Source organism: Flavobacterium pasteuri (assembly GCF_048286615.1).
Classification (GTDB): domain Bacteria; phylum Bacteroidota; class Bacteroidia; order Flavobacteriales; family Flavobacteriaceae; genus Flavobacterium.
Window position 1 is genome coordinate 325,217 of sequence record NZ_JBLVPN010000001.1, and the last position, 22,878, is coordinate 348,094.

The 22,878-nt window shown below is 34.5% G+C and carries 27 protein-coding genes; 13 read left to right on the forward strand and 14 right to left on the reverse strand.

The window, feature by feature from the left end; translation table 11 throughout:
• The first annotated feature begins 80 nt into the window (after positions 1-80).
• The 7 genes from ACNQF6_RS01525 (at position 81) to ACNQF6_RS01555 (ending at position 7,698) form a co-directional block, all read left to right on the forward strand.
• Positions 81-1,712 carry a hypothetical protein gene (locus ACNQF6_RS01525; protein ID WP_417962593.1) on the forward strand — a complete coding sequence of 544 codons (1,632 nt, stop codon included), beginning with the start codon at positions 81-83 and terminating at the stop codon, positions 1,710-1,712.
• A complete protein-coding gene (locus ACNQF6_RS01530) occupies positions 1,712-2,713 on the forward strand; it encodes a vWA domain-containing protein (RefSeq protein WP_417962595.1) in 1,002 nt (333 codons plus the stop codon). Before ACNQF6_RS01525 ends, ACNQF6_RS01530 begins: the two co-directional genes overlap by 1 nt.
• 129 nt (positions 2,714-2,842) lie before the next feature.
• Entirely contained in the window at positions 2,843-3,880 is a 1,038-nt protein-coding gene (locus ACNQF6_RS01535) for a VWA domain-containing protein (protein ID WP_121343041.1), read from the forward strand.
• A 71-nt stretch (positions 3,881-3,951) separates the two neighbouring features.
• On the forward strand, positions 3,952-4,692 hold the full coding sequence (locus ACNQF6_RS01540; protein WP_417962597.1) for a tetratricopeptide repeat protein: 741 nt from the start codon (positions 3,952-3,954) through the stop codon (positions 4,690-4,692).
• Positions 4,693-4,712: 20 nt separating this feature from the next.
• Positions 4,713-6,464, forward strand: a complete 1,752-nt coding sequence (locus tag ACNQF6_RS01545) for a BatD family protein (protein WP_417962599.1) — start codon at positions 4,713-4,715, stop codon at positions 6,462-6,464.
• Positions 6,465-6,525: 61 nt separating this feature from the next.
• Positions 6,526-6,906, forward strand: a complete 381-nt coding sequence (locus ACNQF6_RS01550; RefSeq protein ID WP_417962601.1) for a GxxExxY protein — start codon at positions 6,526-6,528, stop codon at positions 6,904-6,906.
• 48 nt (positions 6,907-6,954) lie between these two features.
• Positions 6,955-7,698 (forward strand): tetratricopeptide repeat protein, encoded by a 744-nt coding sequence (locus ACNQF6_RS01555; RefSeq protein WP_417962603.1) that lies wholly within the window; start codon positions 6,955-6,957, stop codon positions 7,696-7,698.
• A gap of 21 nt (positions 7,699-7,719) precedes the next feature.
• Here the strand turns inward: ACNQF6_RS01555 and ACNQF6_RS01560 are convergent, their stop codons facing one another.
• Positions 7,720-8,223: a CvpA family protein gene (locus tag ACNQF6_RS01560; protein WP_417962605.1), complete on the reverse strand. Its 504-nt coding sequence runs from the start codon at positions 8,221-8,223 to the stop codon at positions 7,720-7,722.
• Positions 8,224-8,366: 143 nt separating this feature from the next.
• Here ACNQF6_RS01560 and ACNQF6_RS01565 point away from each other — a divergent pair, with 143 nt between their 5' ends.
• The 3 genes from ACNQF6_RS01565 (at position 8,367) to ACNQF6_RS01575 (ending at position 10,428) form a co-directional block, all read left to right on the forward strand.
• A complete protein-coding gene (locus ACNQF6_RS01565) occupies positions 8,367-8,723 on the forward strand; it encodes a hypothetical protein (RefSeq protein ID WP_282742036.1) in 357 nt (118 codons plus the stop codon).
• 162 nt (positions 8,724-8,885) lie between these two features.
• A complete protein-coding gene (gene pheS, locus ACNQF6_RS01570) occupies positions 8,886-9,905 on the forward strand; it encodes a phenylalanine--tRNA ligase subunit alpha (RefSeq protein WP_417962608.1) in 1,020 nt (339 codons plus the stop codon).
• 115 nt (positions 9,906-10,020) lie between these two features.
• Positions 10,021-10,428, forward strand: a complete 408-nt coding sequence (locus ACNQF6_RS01575; RefSeq protein WP_417962610.1) for a hypothetical protein — start codon at positions 10,021-10,023, stop codon at positions 10,426-10,428.
• On the opposite strand, the gene ACNQF6_RS01580 is transcribed toward ACNQF6_RS01575, so the two are convergent.
• The 5 genes from ACNQF6_RS01580 to ACNQF6_RS01600 form a co-directional block, all read right to left on the reverse strand.
• On the reverse strand, positions 10,399-10,647 hold the full coding sequence (locus ACNQF6_RS01580) for a hypothetical protein (RefSeq protein WP_417962612.1): 249 nt from the start codon (positions 10,645-10,647) through the stop codon (positions 10,399-10,401). The genes ACNQF6_RS01575 and ACNQF6_RS01580 overlap by 30 nt on opposite strands.
• A 9-nt stretch (positions 10,648-10,656) precedes the next feature.
• Entirely contained in the window at positions 10,657-10,872 is a 216-nt protein-coding gene (locus ACNQF6_RS01585) for a hypothetical protein (protein WP_417962614.1), read from the reverse strand.
• A gap of 39 nt (positions 10,873-10,911) precedes the next feature.
• A complete protein-coding gene (locus ACNQF6_RS01590) occupies positions 10,912-11,907 on the reverse strand; it encodes an NAD(P)H-dependent glycerol-3-phosphate dehydrogenase (protein ID WP_417962616.1) in 996 nt (331 codons plus the stop codon).
• A 313-nt stretch (positions 11,908-12,220) separates the two neighbouring features.
• A complete protein-coding gene (locus ACNQF6_RS01595) occupies positions 12,221-13,384 on the reverse strand; it encodes an iron-containing alcohol dehydrogenase (RefSeq protein ID WP_417962618.1) in 1,164 nt (387 codons plus the stop codon).
• A gap of 4 nt (positions 13,385-13,388) precedes the next feature.
• A complete protein-coding gene (locus tag ACNQF6_RS01600) occupies positions 13,389-14,153 on the reverse strand; it encodes a type 1 glutamine amidotransferase domain-containing protein (RefSeq protein ID WP_417962620.1) in 765 nt (254 codons plus the stop codon).
• 86 nt (positions 14,154-14,239) lie between these two features.
• On the opposite strand from ACNQF6_RS01600, the gene ACNQF6_RS01605 reads away from it, so the two are divergent.
• Complete coding sequence (locus tag ACNQF6_RS01605; protein ID WP_417962622.1) at positions 14,240-15,136, forward strand: LysR family transcriptional regulator; 897 nt, start codon at positions 14,240-14,242, stop codon at positions 15,134-15,136.
• Here ACNQF6_RS01605 and nadD read toward each other — a convergent pair whose 3' ends face one another.
• From nadD to ACNQF6_RS01635, 6 genes are all read right to left on the reverse strand, one after another.
• Positions 15,137-15,748, reverse strand: a complete 612-nt coding sequence (nadD, locus tag ACNQF6_RS01610) for a nicotinate (nicotinamide) nucleotide adenylyltransferase (RefSeq protein ID WP_417962624.1) — start codon at positions 15,746-15,748, stop codon at positions 15,137-15,139.
• 77 nt (positions 15,749-15,825) lie between these two features.
• The gene (locus ACNQF6_RS01615) at positions 15,826-16,188 is read right to left on the reverse strand and encodes a four helix bundle protein (protein ID WP_114753529.1); all 363 of its coding nucleotides are present in this window, start codon (positions 16,186-16,188) and stop codon (positions 15,826-15,828) included.
• A 65-nt stretch (positions 16,189-16,253) separates the two neighbouring features.
• The gene (gene gmk, locus ACNQF6_RS01620) at positions 16,254-16,829 is read right to left on the reverse strand and encodes a guanylate kinase (RefSeq protein WP_417962626.1); all 576 of its coding nucleotides are present in this window, start codon (positions 16,827-16,829) and stop codon (positions 16,254-16,256) included.
• Positions 16,830-16,946: 117 nt separating this feature from the next.
• Positions 16,947-17,807: a YicC/YloC family endoribonuclease gene (locus ACNQF6_RS01625; RefSeq protein ID WP_131914731.1), complete on the reverse strand. Its 861-nt coding sequence runs from the start codon at positions 17,805-17,807 to the stop codon at positions 16,947-16,949.
• Positions 17,808-17,896: 89 nt separating this feature from the next.
• The gene (locus ACNQF6_RS01630; RefSeq protein WP_417962629.1) at positions 17,897-18,778 is read right to left on the reverse strand and encodes a DMT family transporter; all 882 of its coding nucleotides are present in this window, start codon (positions 18,776-18,778) and stop codon (positions 17,897-17,899) included.
• On the reverse strand, positions 18,778-19,128 hold the full coding sequence (locus ACNQF6_RS01635; protein WP_417962631.1) for an arsenate reductase family protein: 351 nt from the start codon (positions 19,126-19,128) through the stop codon (positions 18,778-18,780). The genes ACNQF6_RS01630 and ACNQF6_RS01635 overlap by 1 nt, the downstream gene beginning before the upstream one ends.
• A gap of 76 nt (positions 19,129-19,204) precedes the next feature.
• Between ACNQF6_RS01635 and ACNQF6_RS01640 the strand changes: the two genes are divergently transcribed.
• Positions 19,205-19,663 (forward strand): DinB family protein, encoded by a 459-nt coding sequence (locus tag ACNQF6_RS01640; protein WP_417962633.1) that lies wholly within the window; start codon positions 19,205-19,207, stop codon positions 19,661-19,663.
• A gap of 164 nt (positions 19,664-19,827) precedes the next feature.
• On the opposite strand, the gene ACNQF6_RS01645 is transcribed toward ACNQF6_RS01640, so the two are convergent.
• Positions 19,828-20,571, reverse strand: coding sequence for a DUF3298 and DUF4163 domain-containing protein (locus tag ACNQF6_RS01645; protein ID WP_417962635.1), 744 nt, complete (start codon positions 20,569-20,571; stop codon positions 19,828-19,830).
• Positions 20,572-20,672: 101 nt separating this feature from the next.
• Here ACNQF6_RS01645 and ACNQF6_RS01650 point away from each other — a divergent pair, with 101 nt between their 5' ends.
• Positions 20,673-21,818, forward strand: a complete 1,146-nt coding sequence (locus ACNQF6_RS01650; protein WP_417962637.1) for a cystathionine gamma-synthase — start codon at positions 20,673-20,675, stop codon at positions 21,816-21,818.
• An 88-nt stretch (positions 21,819-21,906) separates the two neighbouring features.
• Here the strand turns inward: ACNQF6_RS01650 and ACNQF6_RS01655 are convergent, their stop codons facing one another.
• Positions 21,907-22,710, reverse strand: a complete 804-nt coding sequence (locus tag ACNQF6_RS01655) for a THC0290_0291 family protein (protein ID WP_417962639.1) — start codon at positions 22,708-22,710, stop codon at positions 21,907-21,909.
• Positions 22,711-22,878 lie beyond the last annotated feature (168 nt).

The following is a 22,878-nucleotide window of genomic DNA, read 5'->3' on the forward strand; positions in this document are numbered from 1 at the left end:
AATCGAAGTTTCGGGATCAAATCTGAAATCAAAAATCGTTAATCCTCAGTCAAAAATCGAAAGAGGTTCAATAATAAAAGATGAAAAAACAATTATACCTACTACTATTGCTGCTTTCTACGGCTGTTTTTGCACAACAAAAGCAAGTAGTCACAAGTATTGACACGATTAAAAATAAAATTGGTGCCGAATTTAAACTGTCCATAAAAACTACTGTTGATACTTCGTCTAAAGTGATTTTTCCAAAACTAAAAAATTTTGGTGCTTTAGAGGTGATTCAGTCGTATCCTATTGATACTGTCAAAATGGATGGCCGTTATGAATTAATCAAAAAATACGGTTTAACCCAATTTGATTCCGGTAGATATGTTGTCCCAAGTATCAAGATTTTTATCGACAGCAAGCCGTTTATGACGGATTCGCTTTTGGTTGAAGTGGCAAATGTTCAAGTGGATACTTTGAAACAAAAAATGTTCGACATTAAGGACATTGCACCAGCCGATAATCCAATAGGCGACTGGTGGAAATACCTGTTGATTTTTGCTTTGATTATTGGTATTGGAGCGTTTATTTATTGGTTCATTAAAAAACGCCAAGAAAAAAAACTACAGGAAGAAATTTATAAAACGCCAATCGAGAAAGCGACTAGTTTGCTGGATACTTTAGAGAAAAAAGAACTTTGGCAAAAAGGGGAAGTAAAAGCCTATTATAGCGAATTGACGGATATCGCTAGAAATTATATCGAAGAAGCGATAGAAATTCCAGCAATGGAAAGTACGACTTCGGAACTGATTCAAGAACTTAGAGCGGCTTCTGTCAAAAAGAAAATGACGCTTTCACAGGAAATCATCGAAAATCTGGAACGTGTTTTGAAACAAGCCGATTTAGTGAAATTTGCCAAGTCAAAACCACTGGATTTTGAAATTACCGAAGACCGAAATAAGATTCAAAAAGCAATTCTGACATTAGACAATTCAATTCCTGTAGAAGTACCAGTTGAAGAAGATGTGTTGTTGAATGAAGCGCAAAGACAAAAACAGATACAAATTCAATTGCGAAAGCAAAGGAATAAACGTATTGTTACTGCCGTAGCATCTATTGTATTTTTATTGGCAGCGACCACAACTTTTTTAATTGTAACCAAAGGATTTAGTTATGTAAAAGACAATATCATTGGTCATCCTACCAAAGAATTATTGGAAGGAGAATGGGTAAAAAGTGATTACGGAAATCCTGGAATTATCATTGAAACACCAAAAGTACTTAAGAGAGTAGATTTGACAAAAACACTTCCTAAAGACGGAATGGCTTTGATCAAAGAAATGCAGTCTTTTGCGTATGGAAGTGCCTTAGATCCTTTCTATCTGATGGTTTCTACTTTAAAATTTAAACAGGAGACACAAATAGATTTGGCTAAATCTATGGATGGAATATTGCAATCAATGGAAGCTCAAGGCGCCCAAAATATGATTGTGAAGCAAGAGGAATTTGAAACCAAAGAAGGGGTTAAAGGCATTAAAGCCTATGGTACTTTTTCGCAAATTAATGGAGATGATAAGTCAAGTGCAAAAATGTATTATGAAGCATTACTGTTTAGTCAGGAAGGTGGATTACAACAGATTTTACTTTTTCATGAAGAAGGAGATACCTATGCAAATGAAATATCAGAACGAGTTTTGAACTCTGTCGAATTAAAACAAGCAAGTAAATAATGACTAAAGTAACTTTTTTAAACCCAGAGTTTTTTTGGTTGTTTCTTCTGATTCCAGTAGCAATTGTGTGGTTGTTACGGAAAAAGAACCATCAATCAGCCACATTAAAAATAAGTTCGTTACAAGGATTTAAAGGTTCCAAGTCATATTTGACAAAGCTAAAGCCGATGTTGAATGTACTTAGAATTCTGGCTTTGTGCTCTTTGATTATTGCTATGGCAAGACCAAGAACAGTTGATGTAAGTAATAAAACAAAAACGACCAAAGGAATTGATATTGTTATGGCAATTGACGTTTCTGGAAGTATGCTTGCCAAAGATTTGAAACCGGATCGAATGCAAGCACTTAAAAAACTGGCGTCAGACTTTGTTGAAGAAAGACCAAACGATAGAATTGGGCTTGTAGTGTATGCTTCGGAAGCGTATACAAAAACACCGGTAACCAGCGATAAAGCGGTTATTCTGGATGCTATCAGAAGTATAAAATACGATAATGTTTTAGTGGACGGAACGGGAATAGGAATGGGATTGGCCACTGCCGTAAACCGATTAAAAGACAGTAAAGCAAAGAGTAAAGTGGTTATTTTGATGACTGACGGAGTAAATAATGCCGGATTTATTGAACCAGATACAGCTTCTGACATTGCAAAACAATACGGAATAAAAGTATATACAATAGGAATAGGGACAAACGGAATGGCGATGTTCCCTTATGCTATTGCGCCAAATGGAAAATTTCTTTTCCAAATGATGAAAGTGGAGATTGATGAGCAAATGATGAGAAAAATCGCTAATAATACGGGTGGAAAATATTTTAGAGCAACGAGCAACAGCAAATTAGCCGAAATTTATGCAACAATAAACAAGTTAGAAACCACTGAAATCGAAGAATTGAAATTTTATGATTATGATGAAAAATTCAGGCCATTTGTATGGTTAGCCGGTTTTTTATTATTGGTTGAATTAGGATTGCGAAATACAGTTTTTAAAAGCTTTATATAAAATCCCCACCCCCACCCCTCCCCGAAGGGAAGGGAGTACGAACTGGAATATTGGAATAAAATGACCAAGTTTAGAATTTTGATTTAGATTGAAAATCTAAGATTAAAGTTCATAAATCTAAAAATAGAAATGGAATTAGACGAAAAAAAATATTTATACCTCCTTTTTATACTGCCACTTTTGGTGTTGGTTTTTTTGGCCAATTTATATTGGAAAAGAAAAAAACAGCGCGAATTTGGAGATTTAGAAATGGTGAAAAGACTGAGCCCGGAAAGTTCTGTTTTTAAACCGGTTTTGAAATTAGGAGTATTGCTTTTGGCATTGACCGGATTAATTCTTGGATTGGTAAATCCAAAAATTGGTACCAAAATGGAAACCGTAAAAAGGGAAGGAATCGACATTGTTTTCGCAGTGGATGTGTCCAAAAGTATGCTGGCCGAAGATGTAGCGCCAAACCGTTTGGATAAAAGCAAGCAAATTGTTTCGCAAATTATCAATCAATTGGGAAGCGACCGAATAGGAATTGTGGCGTATGCCGGAAGCGCTTTCCCGGTATTGCCGATTACTACGGATTATAGTGTTGCAAAAATGTTTTTGCAAAGCATGAATACGGATATGGTTTCTTCGGTAGGAACGTCATTCAACGAGGCAATCAAATTATCGTCAACTTATTTTGATGATAAAAAAACGAGTAAGCTGTTGATTATGATTTCTGATGGTGAAGACCATAACGAAGGTGCAGAAGAAGCGGCGGAAGAAGCCAATAAGCTTGGGATTAAAATCATTACAATTGGTGTTGGAACTGAAAAAGGAGGTACAATTCCATTGAAAAGAAATGGAATTGTCGAAGGTTTTAAAAGAGATAATAACAATGAGGTTGTTATAACGAAACGAGTTCCAGAAAGCCTTACAGCGATTGCTAAAGCGACTAAAGGCGGTTATGTAAACGGAAACAACACTAAAGAAGTGCTCGAATATATTAAGAACGCATTGAATAATATTCAAAAAACAGAATTTGAAGCAACAGAAATGGCTGATTTTCAATCGCAATTTCAATGGTTTTTAGGTTTTGCTTTTGTTTTCTTATTTCTGGATATTTTCCTTTTGGAACGAAAAACAAGTTGGGTAAACAAATTGAATTTATTTAACGAGAATAAAAAAGTTTAAAGTATAAAGTTGCGCTCCATTATTGGAACAAAAACACTAAGTATACTTTGACACTTACATTTAAAAACACAATGAAAAACATAATTTTATATCTGTTATTGCTTTTTTCTTTTGTTGCAAACGCACAACAGAAAGATAGAATATTGCCTAAAGCGAACGAGGAATATGCTGAAAATAAATTTGTAGATGCCGAAGCTAATTATAGAATTTCGGATTCAAAATTTCCTAATAAAGCAACTGCACCTTTCAATCTTGGAAATACTATTTATAAACAAAAACAATCTTCGGAAGCAAAATTTGCATACGCTAAATCTTTAAAAAATTCAAAAACAAGACCGCAGAAACATCGCGCTTTTCATAATTTAGGAAATGTTTTCATGAATGAAAAGGATTATACGCAAGCGGTTGAAGCTTACAAAAATGCCTTGAGAAACGATCCGACAGATGAAGAAACACGTTATAATTATGCTTTGGCAAAAAAAATGTTGAAAGAAAATCCTCCAAAGGACGATAATAAAAAAGACGACAAAAAGAGCGATAAAGACAAGAAGGACGATAAGAAAGACGGAGAAAAAGATAAAAAGGACAATAAGGATAAAGATAAGAAAGACGATAAGGGAGATAAAGACAAACAAAATAAAGATCCTAAGCCAAATGAAAATGGAGAGCCAAAACCAGCTCCCGGAGGAATTTCTAAAGAACGTTTAGAGAATCTTTTGAATGCAGTGAATAAAGAAGAAAAGAAGGTACAGGATAAAGTAAATGCCAAAAAAGTACAAGGAAAACCAGTTAAGACGGAGAAAGATTGGTAGTTCAATTAGACAATTTGAAAATGAAAAGATTTATAGCAGTACTAGTTTTAATGGTGTGCAATTTACTTAGTGCTCAAGTGCAATTTGAGGCTAGAGTAAGTAAAGCAACGCTGGGTATAAACGAGAGACTTCGTATCGATTTTATGATGAATGTAGATGGGGATAATTTTGTGCCACCGTCTTTTGAAGGATTTAGAATTATTGCCGGTCCAAGCCAGCAAGTAAGTCAGTCTTGGGTAAACGGAAGAAGTTCATTTGAGAAAATATATTCTTATTTTCTTTTACCAAATCAAAAAGGGACGTTGGTTATCAAGCAAGCCGCAATCGAATACAACGGGCAAATTTATAAAACATCACCTTTAAAAATAAATGTTACCGCTGCAACGGAACAGCCTAGAGATCCTAATGACACCAGTATTTCGGCAGATGATAATATTTATCTTGTTGCTGATATTTCTAAAACAAATCCATATGTAAACGAACCCATTACGGTAGTTTATAAAATGTATTTCAGTTATAATATTGGAGTCACAAATTCTAACGAAGTTAGTAAGCCAAAATACAATGATTTCTGGAGTCAAAATATTGATATAAAACAGTTTGTTGCTGAAGAAGGTATGTTTAAAGGGGAGAAATACCGTTTTATTGTACTTAAAAAAATAGTTTTGTATCCTCAAAAATCAGGAAAGCTGGTTATTGAACCGTTGTCATTAGATATTGATGTTCAATTGCCGTCGAATCGTAGAGATATGTTTGGTCGAATGGTTGTCACCGAAGGCAGGAAGAGAGTTTCTGCAGGAGCGAAAACTATAAATGTTAAGCCACTTCGCGAAGCAGGAAAACCAGAAGACTTTTCAGGCGCAGTTGGAAATTTTGATTTCAAAGTAACACCAACGAAAACCGATTTAAAAAACGGAGAAAGTCTGGACTTAGTAGTTAGTGTAACCGGGAAAGGGAATCTTAAATTATTCAGTTTGCCAAAACCGATAGCGCCAAATGCCCTCGAAATGTACGATGCAGTTCATAGCGAACAAATCAACACTCCTCTTTCAGGAATGACTGGGAAAATTTCGGATAGTTATACCATTGTTCCGCAGTATAAAGGGAATTACCCTATAAAACCATTAAAATTCACGTATTTTGATTTGGGTTCAGGAACGTATAAAACGCTAAGTTCTCCAGAGATAATGATTAATGTTCTCGATGGTCCTTCGCCTACTGATGCGACCGTAGCTTCTGGTGCAAACAAGAATAAAATAGACAAAGTAGAGCAGTTCAAATTCATAAAGTTAAAAAGTAATCTTTTGACGATGAATAAGAAAGACTTCTTTGGGTCAAATTTGTTTTATGGATTATTCTTTTTCCCATTTTTAATGCTGCCTTTAATCGTATTATTTAAAAAGAAAAAAGAAGCTATTGATGGTGATATTACCGGAAACAGAATTCGAATGAATAATAGATTGGCAAAGAAATATTTATCGGAAGCCAAGAAACAAATCAACAACAAAGAACTGTTTTACATTGCGCTGGAGAAAGCAATGCATAATTTCTTGAAAGCCAAGTTGCATATTGAAACTTCAGAAATGAGTAAGGATAATATTCAAGAATTGTTGTTGTCAAGAAATGCAAATCCTGATGCGGTGACTGATTTTATTGCACTTACGGAAAGCTGTGAAATCGCGCGATATGCACCATCATCAAGTGTTACTATACAAAAGGATTTTGATAAAGCGGTAGTGATTATTTCAGATTTAGAAAAACAAATTGCTTAATAATTTGCTTAACCACAAAGTGCACAAAGAAGGCACAGAGTACACTAGTTTTTTTAAACAAATGACTGAAAACGAAATATCAAAAATTGTATTTGAAAGTGCTTTGAAAGTACATAAAGTTTTAGGACCCGGACTATTGGAAAGTGCTTATGAAGAGTGCTTGTTTTATGAACTTAAAAAAAGTAATTTAAAAGTAGAAAAGCAGAAAGCGCTTCCTTTGATTTATGAAGAAGTAAAACTGGATGTGGGGTACAGAATTGATATGATTATTGAGGATAAATTTATTGTTGAGGTAAAATCTGTTGAAGCTTTGACAGATGTTCATTTGGCTCAATTATTAACGTATTTGAGATTGTCAGATTGCAGATTAGGATTACTAATTAATTTTAATGTTAAATTACTAAAAGAAGGAGTGAGAAGAGTTATTAATGGATCACTTTAAATAGTGACCTTTGCGGCTTCTTTGTGACCTTCGTGTTTAAATTTTTTTATGAAAAAAATACTTTATATATTATTACTTTCAACCCAAGTTTTCTTTGCCCAAAGTGGCTTTGAAAAAGGAAACGAGTATTATCAAAAAGGGAAATATAATGAAGCGGTTGCGGCTTATGAAAGTGTTTTGACAGAGAGCAAACACTCTTCTGAATTGTATTTTAATTTAGGGAATGCGTATTATAAATTGAATAAAGTAGCGCCTTCTATTTACAATTATGAAAAAGCATTGGTGTTAAATCCAAATAATACCGATGTAATTAACAACTTGAAATTCGCTCAAAAACGAACTATCGATGAAATTAAAGTAATCCCAAAAGTAGGTTTTGCAAAGCTGATTCGGGATTTTACGGGAATCTATCATTACAATACGTGGGCATGGATTTCTGTTGGACTGGCAACGGCGTTCCTGTTGTTTTTTATTGGGTATTATTTTTCACAAATTACACTTTCAAAAAGGATTTTCTTTTTTGGAATGTTTGTGCTTTTTTTTCTAATTCTAATTAGTATTTCGTCTACGATTTTTGAAAAAAGTCATTTTGATACTGAAAAACCAGCGATTGTTTTTGCGGAAATGGCCAATGTAAAAAGCGAACCCAGAAATGGCGGTCAGCCAATATTTGTGCTACACGAAGGAACAAAAGTGTATGTTGAGGAAATCATTGGAAAATGGAAAAAAGTGCAACTAACAGATGGAACTGAAGGCTGGATTGAAAGCAACGCGATCAAGGAAGTAAAATAATAGTTTTTAATTTGATATTGATTACTTTTTCTTCAAATTATCATACCAATTTTCTATCGAAGGATACATGAATCCTGCTATTTTTTGGATTGGATTATAAAAAATGGACTTGTCTAAGGTTTCTTTTTTGGCTAAAAAATTATGGTAGTTTATTTTTTCGAACACCTTGAAAACAATTCCTATTATCAAAATTGTTTTTAGCACCCGAAAGAAGCCACCACCAATCTTATTCAACCATCCTAAAAAGGCAAAATCAGCTATTCCGGTGAGGAATTTACCCAAAAGGGATATTCCAATTACTACAAGGATAAATGTCAATACAAAGGCTACTACTTGAATTGTATTGGGATTCCATTTGACAAATTCAGCTAATATTTCTTTGATAAATGACGAAAATTTTATGGCAAAATAAATTCCTGCCAATAGCGAAACCAAAGAAGCTAATTCTACAAAAAGACCATTTCTAAAGCCTTTATACAAAGCAAAAGCGATTAATACACCCAAAATAATATCCAAAAATCCCATGACACTTAATTAAGAAAAATAAAAGTGCAAATATAAAAGAATTGTTCTTTACCATTGCCAATTTTCAAGTTCTTATCTTTGCCCAAAATAATTTTATAGATTCTGGACTCATAGTTCATAATTTGTCACTCATAATTAAAGAAATGTCAAGAGACACACAACTTAAAGAACGCTGGGAACAGCTTGTAAATATACTTTCCAATCAATTTTCTCAAGGTGAGGATTTAGATCTCGACGCTATTATTTATCTAATTGGCGTACAAGAGCTTGGGAAAGTGCATAGTGAATACAAAAAAGACGAAAAATTAAACCTGATGCACATCGCGATTTGCAGGTTGTTAGAGCCTTATGGTTTTTATGAATTCGAATTTTTTGATGAAGATGGATGGCCACATTACAAAGTAAAAGAGGAATTACCACCGCTTAAAGCTGGAGAACAGTCGGTTTTAATGAAAGAAGCTATTGTAAATTATTTTCTGGAAAGAGAACTGATAGAGTAGTGTTCAGTAAAAAACACCTAGCTTAAATGAACTTTTATGGCTTATTATAGAAGCAGAACAGCGGTGAAAAGTAATCTAACAATTTAGAATGGAAACTTTAAACTTTAAAGAGTATACTTGGAACAAATTTCCTAAATTTGCACTCTCAATTATTGGATGAAAATGATAGATAAGATAAAAGAATATATTGGCGAAGCACAAGCTTTCTCAACGCAAAACGCAGCAGAATTAGAAACATTCCGAATTAAATTTCTGGGAAGCAAAGGACTTTTAAAAGACTTTTTTGCTGAATTTAAAAACGTTCCTAACGACCAAAAAAAGGAATTCGGACAGGTAATCAATTTGCTTAAAACTTCTGCCGAAGACAAAGTAAAAACCATACAGGAAGCTTTAGAAAGTAAAGAAGAAATCAAAGGTTTTTATGGTGATTTGACGCGTTCGGCTGAACCTATAACTATTGGTTCTCGCCACCCTATTTCATTGGTAAAAAACCAAATTATTGATATCTTTTCAAACATTGGTTTCAACGTTTCTGAAGGTCCGGAAATCGAAGATGACTGGCATAATTTTACTGCATTAAACTTACCGGAATACCATCCGGCGCGTGACATGCAAGACACGTTTTTTATTCAAACAAATCCTGATATTTTGTTGCGCACGCATACATCATCCGTTCAGGTGCGTTATATGGAAAATAACAAACCGCCAATTCGAACTATTTCTCCCGGAAGAGTATTCCGTAATGAGGCAGTTTCGTCCCGTTCACACTGTATTTTTCACCAAGTGGAAGGATTATATATTGACAAAGACGTTTCTTTTGCCGACTTAAAACAAACGCTTTTATATTTCACCAAAGAGATGTTCGGAAAATCAAAAATCCGTTTACGTCCATCCTATTTCCCGTTTACTGAGCCTAGTGCTGAGGTTGATATTTATTGGGGCCTTAAAACAGAAACCGATTATAGAATCACCAAGGGAACCGGTTGGTTAGAAATCATGGGTTGCGGAATGGTAGATCCTAATGTTTTGAAAAACTGTGGCATCAACCCTGATGAATACAACGGTTTTGCATTTGGTATGGGAATCGAAAGAATTGCCATGTTGTTATATCAAATCGGCGATATCCGTATGTTCTACGAAAATGACGTTCGTTTCCTAGAGCAATTCAAATCAAGTATATAAAAATTAAAATTTTTGATCAGCGATTTTTGACACGAGCGAAAGCGAACTGGCGAAGCATTTTAGAAGTTTAAATCTACAATCAAAAATCGTTAATCATCAAGCAACAATCAAATAAATGAAAGCTGACATCATAATCCCCGAAGTAGAAAACGTATTTCTTGCTGTAGTTCAAGAATGGAGTGACGATTTCATGGAAAAAGTGTGGTATGCTTATTTAGTAAATGATAGCGATTACTTAATCGAAAGTGTTATGGTAGTTTCCAAAGCTTTTGGAACTATTGATGGCGAAATGAAGAAAACATCGCTTTTGCGTCACGCTTTTGTCGAAGTACCAGCGGTTTCAGTAGTGAAAATTGAAATGATTGAAAAGAGTGTTTTGGCACTCAACAATGAGTTCATGCTAACTTTCTTTATTGGAGACAAATTATACGATAAAAAGTTTATTTTCAAAGCCAATTCCATCAACGAAACAGAAGTTGAAGAAGTGCCTATTTTATTTGTTGACGGCGTTATCGTGAGATAAGTCCATATTAGTTTCACTCTTTATTTTCTTCTTCCAACTAAAATAACTTACCACAAATATTCCGGCCAGAACGAATAATGCGGTACGGATTGTGTTTTTTTCAGATAAATACACCTCTTTAAAAGTCATACTGTATAAATCAAAAGCAGCAGTTATAAAAGAAACTAGTAGTCCCCAAATTAATCCGTATTTAAGTTGATATTTCCATTTTTTACTCATAAAAATGATTTAGCGGCTTTGTTGTTTAACTTTTGATTTCCAGGTAAAATAACCTAAAACAAATATGCCTACCAAGATATAAGCAGCTGCGCGAATATAAAAATTGGGGGTAGCAACCTGTTCTGAAAAAGGGATTTCTTTTATGTCAAATAACACATTGAAAACCGTCATAAATACACCCCAAATTCCGCCAGTTTTAATCTGGTATTTCCATCTTTCGCTCATGAAGTGATTGTGTTATGATTATTAAATCTGGTAATTAAATTAATCCAGTTTATCGGTCAATTTTTTAAACACGGCTTTAGCATCCTGACCTTCGTATAATATGCTGTAAACAGCATCTATAATTGGCGTTTTGGCACCATACGCCTGATTAAGTTTGTAAGCGCTTTTTGCGGCATAATATCCTTCGGCAACCATACTCATTTCCATCATTGCTGATTTTACGGTGTAGCCTTTACCAATCATATTCCCAAACATTCTATTTCTGGAGAATATAGAATAACCGGTAACCAATAAATCGCCTAAGTAGGCAGAATCATTGATGTTACGTTTCATTTTGTGGACTTTTTTGATGAATTTTTTCATCTCACGAATCCCATTACTCATCAATACGGACTGGAAATTATCGCCATAACCCAGACCATGAGCCATTCCCGCTGCAATTGCATAAATGTTCTTTAGCATCGCTGCGTATTCCGTTCCTATAATGTCGTCTGTAATTTTAGTTTTGATATAATTTCCAGATAAATTTTTAGCTACGGTTTTAGCTTTGTCAGGATCTCCGCATGCAATAGTAAGGTAAGAAAGGCGTTCCATTGCAACTTCTTCAGCATGGCAAGGACCGGTAATTACACCTATATTATAATAAGGAATGTCATATTTTACATGGAAATGTTCGCCCACAATTAAGCTTGTTTCTGGTACAATTCCTTTAATTGCTGAAAAAATGATTTTGTCTTTTAATGAAACTGTTAATTTTTCTAATTCACCATCTAAAAAAGCAGATGGAATAGCAAAAATGATGTAATCTGCATACGCAACAGCTTCGTTGATGTCGCTGGTCAGTTTCAGTTTATTGATATCGAATTCTACTGAACTCAAGTAGTTTGGATTGTGTTTGTATGCTTTAAGGTGTTCTATAGCAGCTTCATTACGCATGTACCATGAAATTTCGGTAAGATTTACGCATAACATTTTTGCTATCGCTGTCGCCCAACTTCCACCACCAATTACTGCGAATTTTATATTTTCGGCCATTTTTTATTGAATTTAATCAAAAGTACTTAAAAAAGTACTGATTATACAAATAAAATTAGAACAAGAACTTTGATTTTAAATATTTTTGAAATACTGCAATTGTGGGCGACAAATTTTTTTTTTTAATTTTTTTAATTTTTTAACACAATATAAATATTGCTATTTCGTTATTGTTATCTATTGTTTAAATATTTAACAGAATAATGCGGATTGAATTAGTTAGTTATAGTTTAGAATTTTAAAAGGCGTTCCCATATAAAATGAGAACGCCTTTTTATTTAAAATGCTTCAATCGGTAATCTAGTTATTTGAATTAATAACTCATTTCAACAATAGATTTTACTTTTTCTAAAGTAATATTTTGTTTTTCTCCTAATCCTAACCAACCTCTTTCTTCAAAACGATTTACAATAAAATCAGCTGTTTTATCAAAATCTTTGGTATAATCAGATAATTTAGTGTCCATTCCCATCGTATGGAAAAATTCAACAGTTTTGTTGATGGCTTCATTTGCGATTTCATCATCAGTTCCAGTTAAATTAAAAATACGTTTTCCGTATTGTGCCAATTTTCCTTTTTTGGTTTCAAACATCACTCGGTATAAATTTGGACCTACAACTGCCAATGTTCTGGCGTGATCAATTCCGTATAATGCCGTTAATTCATGTCCAATCATGTGTGTAGCCCAATCCGAAGGAACTCCTTTTTGGATTAATCCATTCAGCGCCATCGTACAACTCCACATAAAGTTAGAAGCCAAAGCATAATCAGTAGGCTTTTCAACAACATCAGGGCCAACTTGAATCAAGGTTTGTAAAATACTTTCGGCAATCCTATCTTGAAGGTATCCTTCGTGCGGATAGGTTAAATATTGTTCTAAAACATGGGTGTAGGCATCTACAACTCCGTTTTGTAATTGTCTTTTTGGCAAAGACTCAATTACCGTTGGATCACAGATAGAAAACTTTGGAAACAAGGCGCTACCACCAAAGGATAATTTTTCTTGCGTAGATTGAATAGTGACAACTCCGCCAGAATTCATTTCACTTCCTGTTGCCGGTAAAGTCAATATAGTTCCAAAAGGAATAATTTTAGATACATCTTTAGTTAATACTCGTTTTTGAAGAATATCAATAGGGTTTCCGTCAAAGTTTACAGCTGCAGAAATGAATTTTACTCCATCGATTACAGAACCTCCACCTACCGCAAGGATAAAATCTATGTTTTGTTCCTTGATAATCGCAACTGCTTTCATTAATGTTTCAAAATGAGGATTTGGTTCAATTCCTGCAAATTCTACGATTTCAAAACCTTTTAGATTGTTGATAACCTGCTCATGAATTCCATTTTTGAAAATACTTCCACCGCCATACGCCAAAAGTATTTTTGCTCCTTGAGGCACTAGGGTGGATAATTTTTCAATTTGTCCTTTTCCAAAAACTAAATTGGTAGGATTGTATAATTCGAAATTTAACATCTTCTTATTTTTTTGAATTCAATTGGTTCAATAATTTTTCCGCAACTAGTTTAGACGAAGCCGGGTTTTGACCCGTAATCAACAAACCATCTTCTACTGCATATGGCTGCCAATCTCCTATTTTTGAATATGTAGCACCGTTAGCTTTCAAGGCATCTTCTAATAAAAATGGAACAACATTGGTTAATCCAACCGCTTCTTCTTCGGTATTAGAAAATCCAGTTACTTTTTTACCTTTAACTAAAAATTCCCCATTTACTTTTACGTTTTTCAATACTGCTGGTGAATGACATACAAAAGCAACAGGTTTGTTATTCGTGTAAAAATCTACAATTAAAGCACTTGAAGATGTATCAGTAGCTAAATCCCATAATGGACCATGACCTCCAGGATAAAAAACAGCATCATAATCAGCTTGTTTAACATCAGCTAGTTTGTGTGTTTTACTTAGTTTTGCTTGTAGCTCAGTATCTTTGTCAAATCTTTTGGTGTCTTCAGTAGCCGAGGATGGATCTGAACTTTTTGGGTCTATTGGTGGCTGTCCTCCTAGGGGCGATGCAATATCAATGATCACTCCTTTATCTGCTAACTCATAATAAGGAGCAGCAAATTCTTCAATCCAAAATCCTGTTTTTTCTCCTGTGTTCCCTAATTCACTATGACTAGTTAGAACAAATAATACTTTTTTCATACCTTTTTTATTTTGTGCAGTTGCTGTGATACAACTTGCGGTTAATGCTATAATGGCAAATAATGCGATTTTCTTCATTTCTAATTTTGTTTGTACAAATTTACGGCGAATATGCTATTAGTAAAAATAATTTAAATTATGTTTGTGATAAATATATTTATATCATGGTTAATCTCGAATGGTATCGAACGTTTAAATCCGTTTATAAAAACGGTAACTTTTCTTTGGCTGCCAAAGAATTATTTATCAGTCAACCTGCTGTTAGTCAGCAAATATCAATGTTGGAAGCCCATGTAGGTTATAAACTTTTTAATCGAAAGTCTAAAGGCGTTGAACCAACGGAGTACGCTAAGTTACTCAATAATTTAATCATTGAAGCATTGGACCGATTGGAAAATGTGGAGAATGGTTTTCGTGCCAAAGCCTTTAATGCCAATAGATTAATTTCTATTGGGATTTCAAAGCATTTGATGCGAAGTTTGGGAAGCGCTTTGGTTTCCAAATTTGATTTTATCGATTTTAGCTTCCATGAAAACGACATACTTTTTGAATTAGTTGATTCTAAAAAATTAGATTTTGCGATTGTAACCAAACAATATGACACTTTCGACACCATTCAGAAAAAGGTTGGCGAAATCAAACAAGTAATTGTAGGTTCTAACACTATTGATGCTTCCGAGTTGAAGTCTGGTATTAAAATAAAGGATTTCTCTGCTATCGAAAATTGGTTAAACGACCAAAAATGGTTCAGTCACAACGCGCAGATTCCGCACATAAAGTTGTTTTGGTTGCATGTTTTTAATAAAAAAAGACCGTCGATGGTTCCCAATTATATTATTCCATCCGAATATGAAATGCTCGAAATCATTTCGATAAATACAGGAATAGGAGTAGTTTGGGATATAAATGCAAAAAATTTAATCGAAGAAAATAAAATCCAATTGTTGTGGAACAGCAAGCAAATGCCAAGTACAGAAGTGTTTGTATTATCTGGTAAAAACGATAATTTGAGTACGATTTTCGAAAACATTCAACAGGAATTGAAAAGGGTTTTGGGATAATTACTTCTTATAAAAATTATTGTGATCAATGTATTCCCAAACTTTTGCAGGCAATAAAGGCTGCACATTTTTCCCTTTTTTAATATTTTCTCGAATAAATGTCGACGATATTTCTACAACTGGAGCATCAATCATATGGATTTTTGGATGGTCTTTAAACAGTATATTCTCAATTTCAATTGAAATTGCTTCGCATGTTCGGCCTTTGGCCTCGAGTCTAGGATAAACATAAATATCATGGTTTTCGAGAATCACTTCGTAGTTTTTCCATTTGTGCAAAGATTTTAAATTGTCTTCGCCCATGATTAAGGAAAACTCATATTTTGGATATTTTTCTTCTAAATGAACCAAAGTATTTACCGTGTAATTAGGCTGGGATAATTTGAACTCAATATCTGAAGGTTTGATTTTTGGAAAATCCTCAGTGGCAAGATGCACCATTTGCAACCGGTGGTAATCATCGAGCAATGTATTTTTTTTCTTCAAAGGGTTGTGTGGCGTAACCACCATCCAGATTTGATCTAAATCGGCATGTTCCGCCATGTGATTGGCAATAATGAGATGCCCAACATGAATGGGATTAAACGTTCCGAAATAAAGTCCTACTTTCATTTTTTTAGTCCTTAGTTTTTAGTCCTTAGTTTTTAGCCCTTAGTTGTTGTGTGTTAATGACTAAAAAGCTCTAATTACTATTTTAGATTTTTAGAAAATGCATTTATCATTTTACTTTCTTCTTCAATTAAAAACAAAAGTTCGTTAAATATATTTTCATTTTGAATAAATTCTAATTCTTTAGCGATGATTAGTTGGGTTTCTATCTCGTTTAATGAACCTCTAGAAATATTTAAAAAATGATTAAATGATTTATCTGTTTGACGTCCAAATCCTTCTGCAATATTAGAAGGAATTGATACACTTGCTCTTTTCAACTGACTTGTTAGAGCATATATTTCTTCCTTTGGAAAATCCTTGGTAAGCTTATAAACTAAAACCACAATTTTAATTCCTTTTTGCCAAATTAGTAATTCTTTGTATGATTTCACTCCACTCATAAATAAACGATGTTACGATTAGTTTTTTGACCAAGGACTAATTACTAAGGACTAAAAACTAAAAATTACTCAGAAACATAATCCTTCACCAATTGATACGCTTCTTCCAAAGCAATATCTAAATCGTAGTTTTTTATAATCACATCAAATTGTGGCGCTGTAGCCAACTCAACTGAAGCTTTTGCAATACGCATATTGATTTTGTCATCACTTTCGGTAGAGCGTTCCTTTAATCGTCTTTTTAGTTCATCCACGCTTGGTGGTTTCACGAAAACTGCTAAAGTTTCTTCAGGAAATTTATGTTTGATGCGCAATCCGCCAGATACATCAATATCAAAAATCACATTCTTTCCTTTGGCCCAAATGCGTTCCACTTCACTTTTTAGGGTTCCGTAGAAATTATCGCGATAGACTTCTTCCCATTCCAAGAAATCTTCGTTTTTGATATGTTTTTTAAATTCTTCGGTAGACATGAAATAATAGTCTTTACCACTAACTTCTTCGCCTCTTGGTGCGCGGGAAGCTGCCGAAATAGAAAATTCAAGATTCAAATCTTCTTTACTTAATAAATGTCTAACGATAGTAGTTTTCCCTGACCCTGAAGGCGCCGAAAAAACAATTAATTTTCCTCCTGTGCTCATTTTATGCTGAATTTATTTCAGTATCTGTTTATCTTTTCCTGCAAGGTTTCTAAAACCTTGTAGGTATCTTATAAAATTAATTAACCTGCAAGGTTATATGACTTTGCAGGTTAATAATTACAATACGTTTAATACTTGTTCCTTGATTTTTTCCAATTCGTCTTTCATCTGAACGACTAATTTTTGCATTTGTGCGTGATTGGATTTAGAGCCCATCGTATTGATTTCACGTCCCATTTCTTGGGTGATGAAACCTAATTTTCTACCGTTAGCTTCTGTTCCGTTGATGGTTTCCAGGAAATAATCCAGGTGATTCGTCAAACGAACTTTTTCTTCGGTGATGTCTAATTTCTCTAAATAATAAATCAATTCCTGCTCAAAACGATTTTCATCTACATTCACTTTCAATTCTGAGATTGCAGTTTGTAAACGGTCTTTTATAGCCTGAACGCGTTCTGGATCAAGTGCCAAAGCTTCGGTCATGTATTGACGAATATTGCCAATTCGCAATTGAAATTCTTTTTCAAGAGACATTCCTTCATCTCTTCTAAAGTTCAAGATGTTTTGCAACGCTTCTTCGATAACGGTTTGGATTTGTACCCAGTCGTTTTCATCGATTTCATCGCGTTCTATTTTCATGGTATCCGGCATGCGAACTGCCATTTTCATTAGTTCGGTTTCATCAGCATCAGCATAAACTTCTCTTAGCTGATTGATATATGCTTTTACAATCGGCACATTCACTTTCGTAGAAGTTTGTTCCGCGGTACTTTCGATAAAAATAGAAAAATCTACTTTTCCTCTTTCCAGTTTTAGTGCAATTTGGTTGCGTAAACCCAATTCCATTTCGCGGTACAGCGAAGGCATTCTCACATTCAAATCCAAACCTTTACTGTTTAAAGATTTTACTTCTACCGTAATTTTTTTGGTTGGTAATTGCAAAGTCGCTTTACCAAAACCTGTCATTGATTGTATCATATAGTTGTATAAAAGAGGTCAAAGATAAGGAAAAGCCCCCTAACCCCCAAAGGGGAATTATTAACGAGCATTTATTCCCCCTTTGGGTGTTAACGGGCTTTTTGCGTTACCAAATAAACGCCGACAAATATCAAAACTGCCGAACCAATTTTCACCAAACTCAATTCGTCTTTGCCCAGGCTTATCGCAAAAACAGTGGCAAATAGCGGTTGTAAATAAATAAAAACGGCAACCGTAGTTGGTTTTAATTCTTTCATCGAAAGCAAATTCAGTAAATAGGTGAGGAAAGTCGAAAAAACCACTACAAATCCTATTTTCCAGCAAATATCCATCGGAACCAAATTCCAGTTAACAGTTTGAAATTGGCTCCAGCCAAAAGGCAAAACCATAATAAAACCAAATAAATAAATCCATTTTACAAACGTAAAGGCATTGTATTTGTCCATCAATTTCTTGACGATAATCAGGTAAAATCCATAAGAAATGGCGTTGACTAAAACCAGAAAATTTCCCAATCCGGCGTTTGTGGCGCTGCCAATGGATTTCCCGTACAAAATGAGAAAAGCAGTTCCTATCAGACCAAGGATAATCCCAAAAACCATTCGTTTTTGCATGCGCTCTTTCATAATCAATGTCGAAAGTGTCAACACAATCATAGGTGTAGAAACCATGATTACTGCTGCGCTGATAGGAGAAGTAAGGCTTAATCCTTTGAAAAATGTAAGCATGTTAAACGCCACGCCAAAGAAAGCAGCCGCAATTATTCTTGGGAAATCAGTGAGTGCAATTTTTTCCTTTGGCATAAAAAGCCAAACTAGCCAAAACAATAGCACCGAACCGCCCACGCGTAACAAGATGAAACCATAGGCGTCAATATACAACGGCATGACATCTTTGGCAATGGTAAACGTGACGCCGTAAATTATAGAGACAATTGTGGCGCCAATTAGTGCAAGATTTCTTTTGGACATTATACCAGCGCTTTCATTACCTGCAACATATTTTGTTGGGTGTTGCCAATGTAAATTTTGTCTTTGATGATAAAAACGGGACGACTCAAAAACGTGTAATGTTCTAAAATGTACTTTTTGTAATCGTCTTCGGTTAACGATTTATTCTTCAAGTCCATCGATTTGTACAACTGTGCTTTTTTGCTAAAAAGCGCCTCGTAACTGCCGGAAAGCTCATGCATTTTTTCTAATTCGGCAACAGTAATTGGATCTTGTTTGATGTCGTGAAATTTAAAATCATGTTCTTTCGGTAATGATTTTATAATTTTTCTGCAGGTATCGCAAGAAGCGAGATAGTATATTATGTCCATGTAAATAGCGATTTCTTTGTGCAAAGAAAATTCATTTGACACGGAAAATGATTATTTTTATCAAAAAAATAAAAAAATGAATCAATTATTCGACGTTAGCACTACAAGCAGAAATATGGTTTCAAAATTTCTATCAGGATACAATCTTGACCAACTCAACACGATTCCGGAAGGATTTAGCAATAATTTGATTTGGAACATCGGTCATATTATCGTCTCACAACAAATGTTAGTGTACAAACTTTCTGGTTTGCCGATGATGGTTTCTGATGAATTAGTCGAGAAATACAAAAAAGGAACCAAGCCGGAACACATCGTAACCCAAGCCGAAGTGGACGAAATCAAATCGTTATTGTTTGAAACTATTCAGCAAACTAAAGTGGATTATGACAATCAAATTTTCAAAAACTACATGGAATATACCACATCAACAGGCGATCACGTTATAAGAAATGCCGAAGACGCCATGGCATTCAGTAATTTTCATGAAGGGCTTCACATTGGAAATATGATGAGCATCAGAAAGTTTATTTAGGATTTATACCTATGAATATTGGGAGCTTAATCCCGCTATTCGCTGCTATCTTTTCCTTTTTAAAGAAAAACGGAAAAGGATATCCGCTTCTATCGGGGCTAGGGAATCGTTAAAAAAACACTATTTGGTATTTAAAAAATGAAATGTTTTTTAAAGACCATTTATTATTTAACCGCTAAATAGTCATTCACTTCAGTGTATGGCAATAACAATTCTTTTGGTCCGTCAGCATACGATGCGGCTTCGTAGGAATTGTAATAAAGTAACAATCCTTTATCGGTATAAAAAATATTTTGGGGTAACTGGAATTTTTCTTTCTCAAACATCAATCCGGTTGCATTGATGGATTTGTTTGCAGGAATTTTATATTTTGCTCTGAATTTTTTTTCAACGAAAGCCTTGAAGGCCGCTTTGTCGCTGAACAATTCATCATTTGAGATTGATTTTCCGGTATTTGGGTCAAAAAGTAGGGAGCGCAAACCTTGGTATCCATGAGCGCCGCCAGTATAGGTGTAATGTTTGATTTCAATATTCAATATAGCATCTGATTGGTATTTTACATTTCCTTCAATGTCAGCTTCCCAGCCAAATTTATCATTGGGAAATTCTTTCTGAAGTTTGTCGTAGGAATCAATAAAGGAGGCTAATAAACCATTGTAATCGGTTGCTGTATATGGCTTTTCGCCAAAATAAATAATCTCTTTCATTACCGAAAACACTTTTTTATTAATGCTGTCCGCAACAACCGGGACGGCATTTGCAACCGGTATTTTTACACTAATCGACGGACAGTTTTCTTTGCAAGGCATCGTGGTTTTTTTCTGAAAAGATTCCTCTTCAAAAACCAATTCGTTGGAACATTGCGCAGCTGAAAAAAGCAGTAAAGTGTAAATAATAAAGTGTTTCATCTCAAAATTGTTAATTAAATACAAAGGTACCTACTTGTAGCTTGGTTAAAATAAATTAAAGGGTAAATTTGTGAAACAATTTTGCATTAAAAATTAAACTTATGAAATTCAATACTAAAGTCATTCACGGTGGACAGCACCACGACCCAAGCACAGGAGCGGTTATGCCTCCGGTATATCAAACATCAACTTTTGTACAAACTAGTCCGGGACAACCTATAAATCCTGATTATGAGTACAGCAGGGCTGCAAATCCTACTCGAAGCGCGCTTGAAAACGCTTTGGCAAGTATCGAAAACGGAACTCGAGGATTGGCTTTTTCATCAGGATTAGCGGCAACGGATTGTGTTTTGCGTTCATTTAAATCTGGTGATGAAATCATTGCTATGGACGATTTGTATGGCGGAACGTACAGAATGTTTACCCGTATTTATAAGGATTCTGGAATTAAATTTCATTTTGTAGATATGAATGACATCGAGAAATTCAAGTCATTGATCAACGAGAATACAAAACTGGTTTGGGTAGAAACACCAACAAACCCTTTGATGAAACTTGCTGATATTCAAGAAATCGCAAAAATCACTAAGGAAAATAAAATCCTTTTTGCAGTTGATAATACTTTTGCAACACCTTATTTGCAAAAACCATTGGATTTAGGAGCTGATATTGTAATGCATTCGGCGACTAAATATTTAGGAGGTCATTCTGATGTTATTGCAGGGGCCTTGATTGTGAAAGATGAAGCACTTGGAGAAAAATTGCACTTTCAACAATTTGCGACAGGAGCTACATTAGGACCAATGGATAGTTTCTTAGTTCTTAGAGGAATTAAAACCTTGCATTTGCGCGTGGAAAGACATTGTGAAAATGGAGGAAAAGTGGTGGAGTTTTTAAACAATCACCCAAAAGTGAAAACAGTTTATTACCCAGGATTACCAAGCCATCCGTATCATGAAATTGCTAAAAAACAAATGAGCGGTTTTGGAGGAATGGTTTCCTTTACTTTTGTTTCCGGTAAAAAAGAAGACGCAATTGATTTTTTGGAAAAATTAAAAGTTTTTACCTTGGCTGAATCTTTAGGCGGAGTGGAGTCATTAGCAAATCACCCTGCTTTGATGACGCACGCATCGATTCCGGAAGACAAACGAAAGGAAGTTGGAATTGCTGATGATTTGGTTCGATTAAGTGTAGGTATTGAAGATGCTGATGATTTAATCGAAGATTTGAAACAAGCATTAGTATAAATTGACAAAAAGAAACCCCCAATTCTAATCCCGACACTTCGAGATTAGAATTGGGGGTTTTGTTTTTTATATATGGTTGTTTAAAGGGCTATTGTAAGTAATAAATGTAACCCACATTGAACCAAACTAACCAGTCATTTGCTTTATTTTCTTTATAAATGTCCGGATTAGGATTTAAACCATCGACCCAGTTCGAGAAAAAATACTGAAATCGTAAGTCGACCATTAAATCCGATAAAGGCGCTAATTTATAACGAGTTCCCACACTAGAAACAACGGACCAAACGGTTCCTCCTTCATTAGAAAACCCATAAGGTCGACCGTCTGTAGGAGTTAAATATTTAGGAAATGTGGTCAAAGGAGTTCCTAATGGACCCAGTGTTGATGAGGATTTTGCATTGTAATAACTAAATTGTCCGCCAAGACTGACAAATGGTCCCAAATTTCCTGTTCTTGCTGTGAAATCACGAATGCTCCAAGGGAAAAATTCAAGTTGCATCCCTACATTAGTCACGGCGGTACTTCCAGTCATTGCTTTCAATTGCTCTTTTCCTAACGAAGGTTTACCTTCAGTCCATCGTCCAAAATGTTCTAATTCGGTTTTATTATATGACAGTTCAGATCTTAGTTTAAAATGGTCGTTAAAATAAGTTTCGGGTGTATAACAGTTACATTCTGCTTTGTAAGAAAAGTTAAGATAATGAATAATTCCGATACCGAATCCAGTGTTTCCTGCGTTTGTAGATAAATCATATCGTTCCCCATAATCAGATTGAAAAGCAACAGGTCCCGCTATTACGCCTATTTCGTGTGAAAATCCACCAAACTGTGCGCTTGCATCAAGTGAAAATCCAAAACAGATTAATAAAAAGAGGATTGCTTGTTTAATCATTACGGTTGTTTTTCTAATCTTGACAAATATATAAAAACATCATATACATATAAAAATAAAATGGAAATTAAAAATAAGCAGACAAATTCTTATTTACTTACGAAAGTGGTAGTTATTTAGTTTAAATGAGGATATGATATACACTATTGTTTAAAAATGGGTAATAAA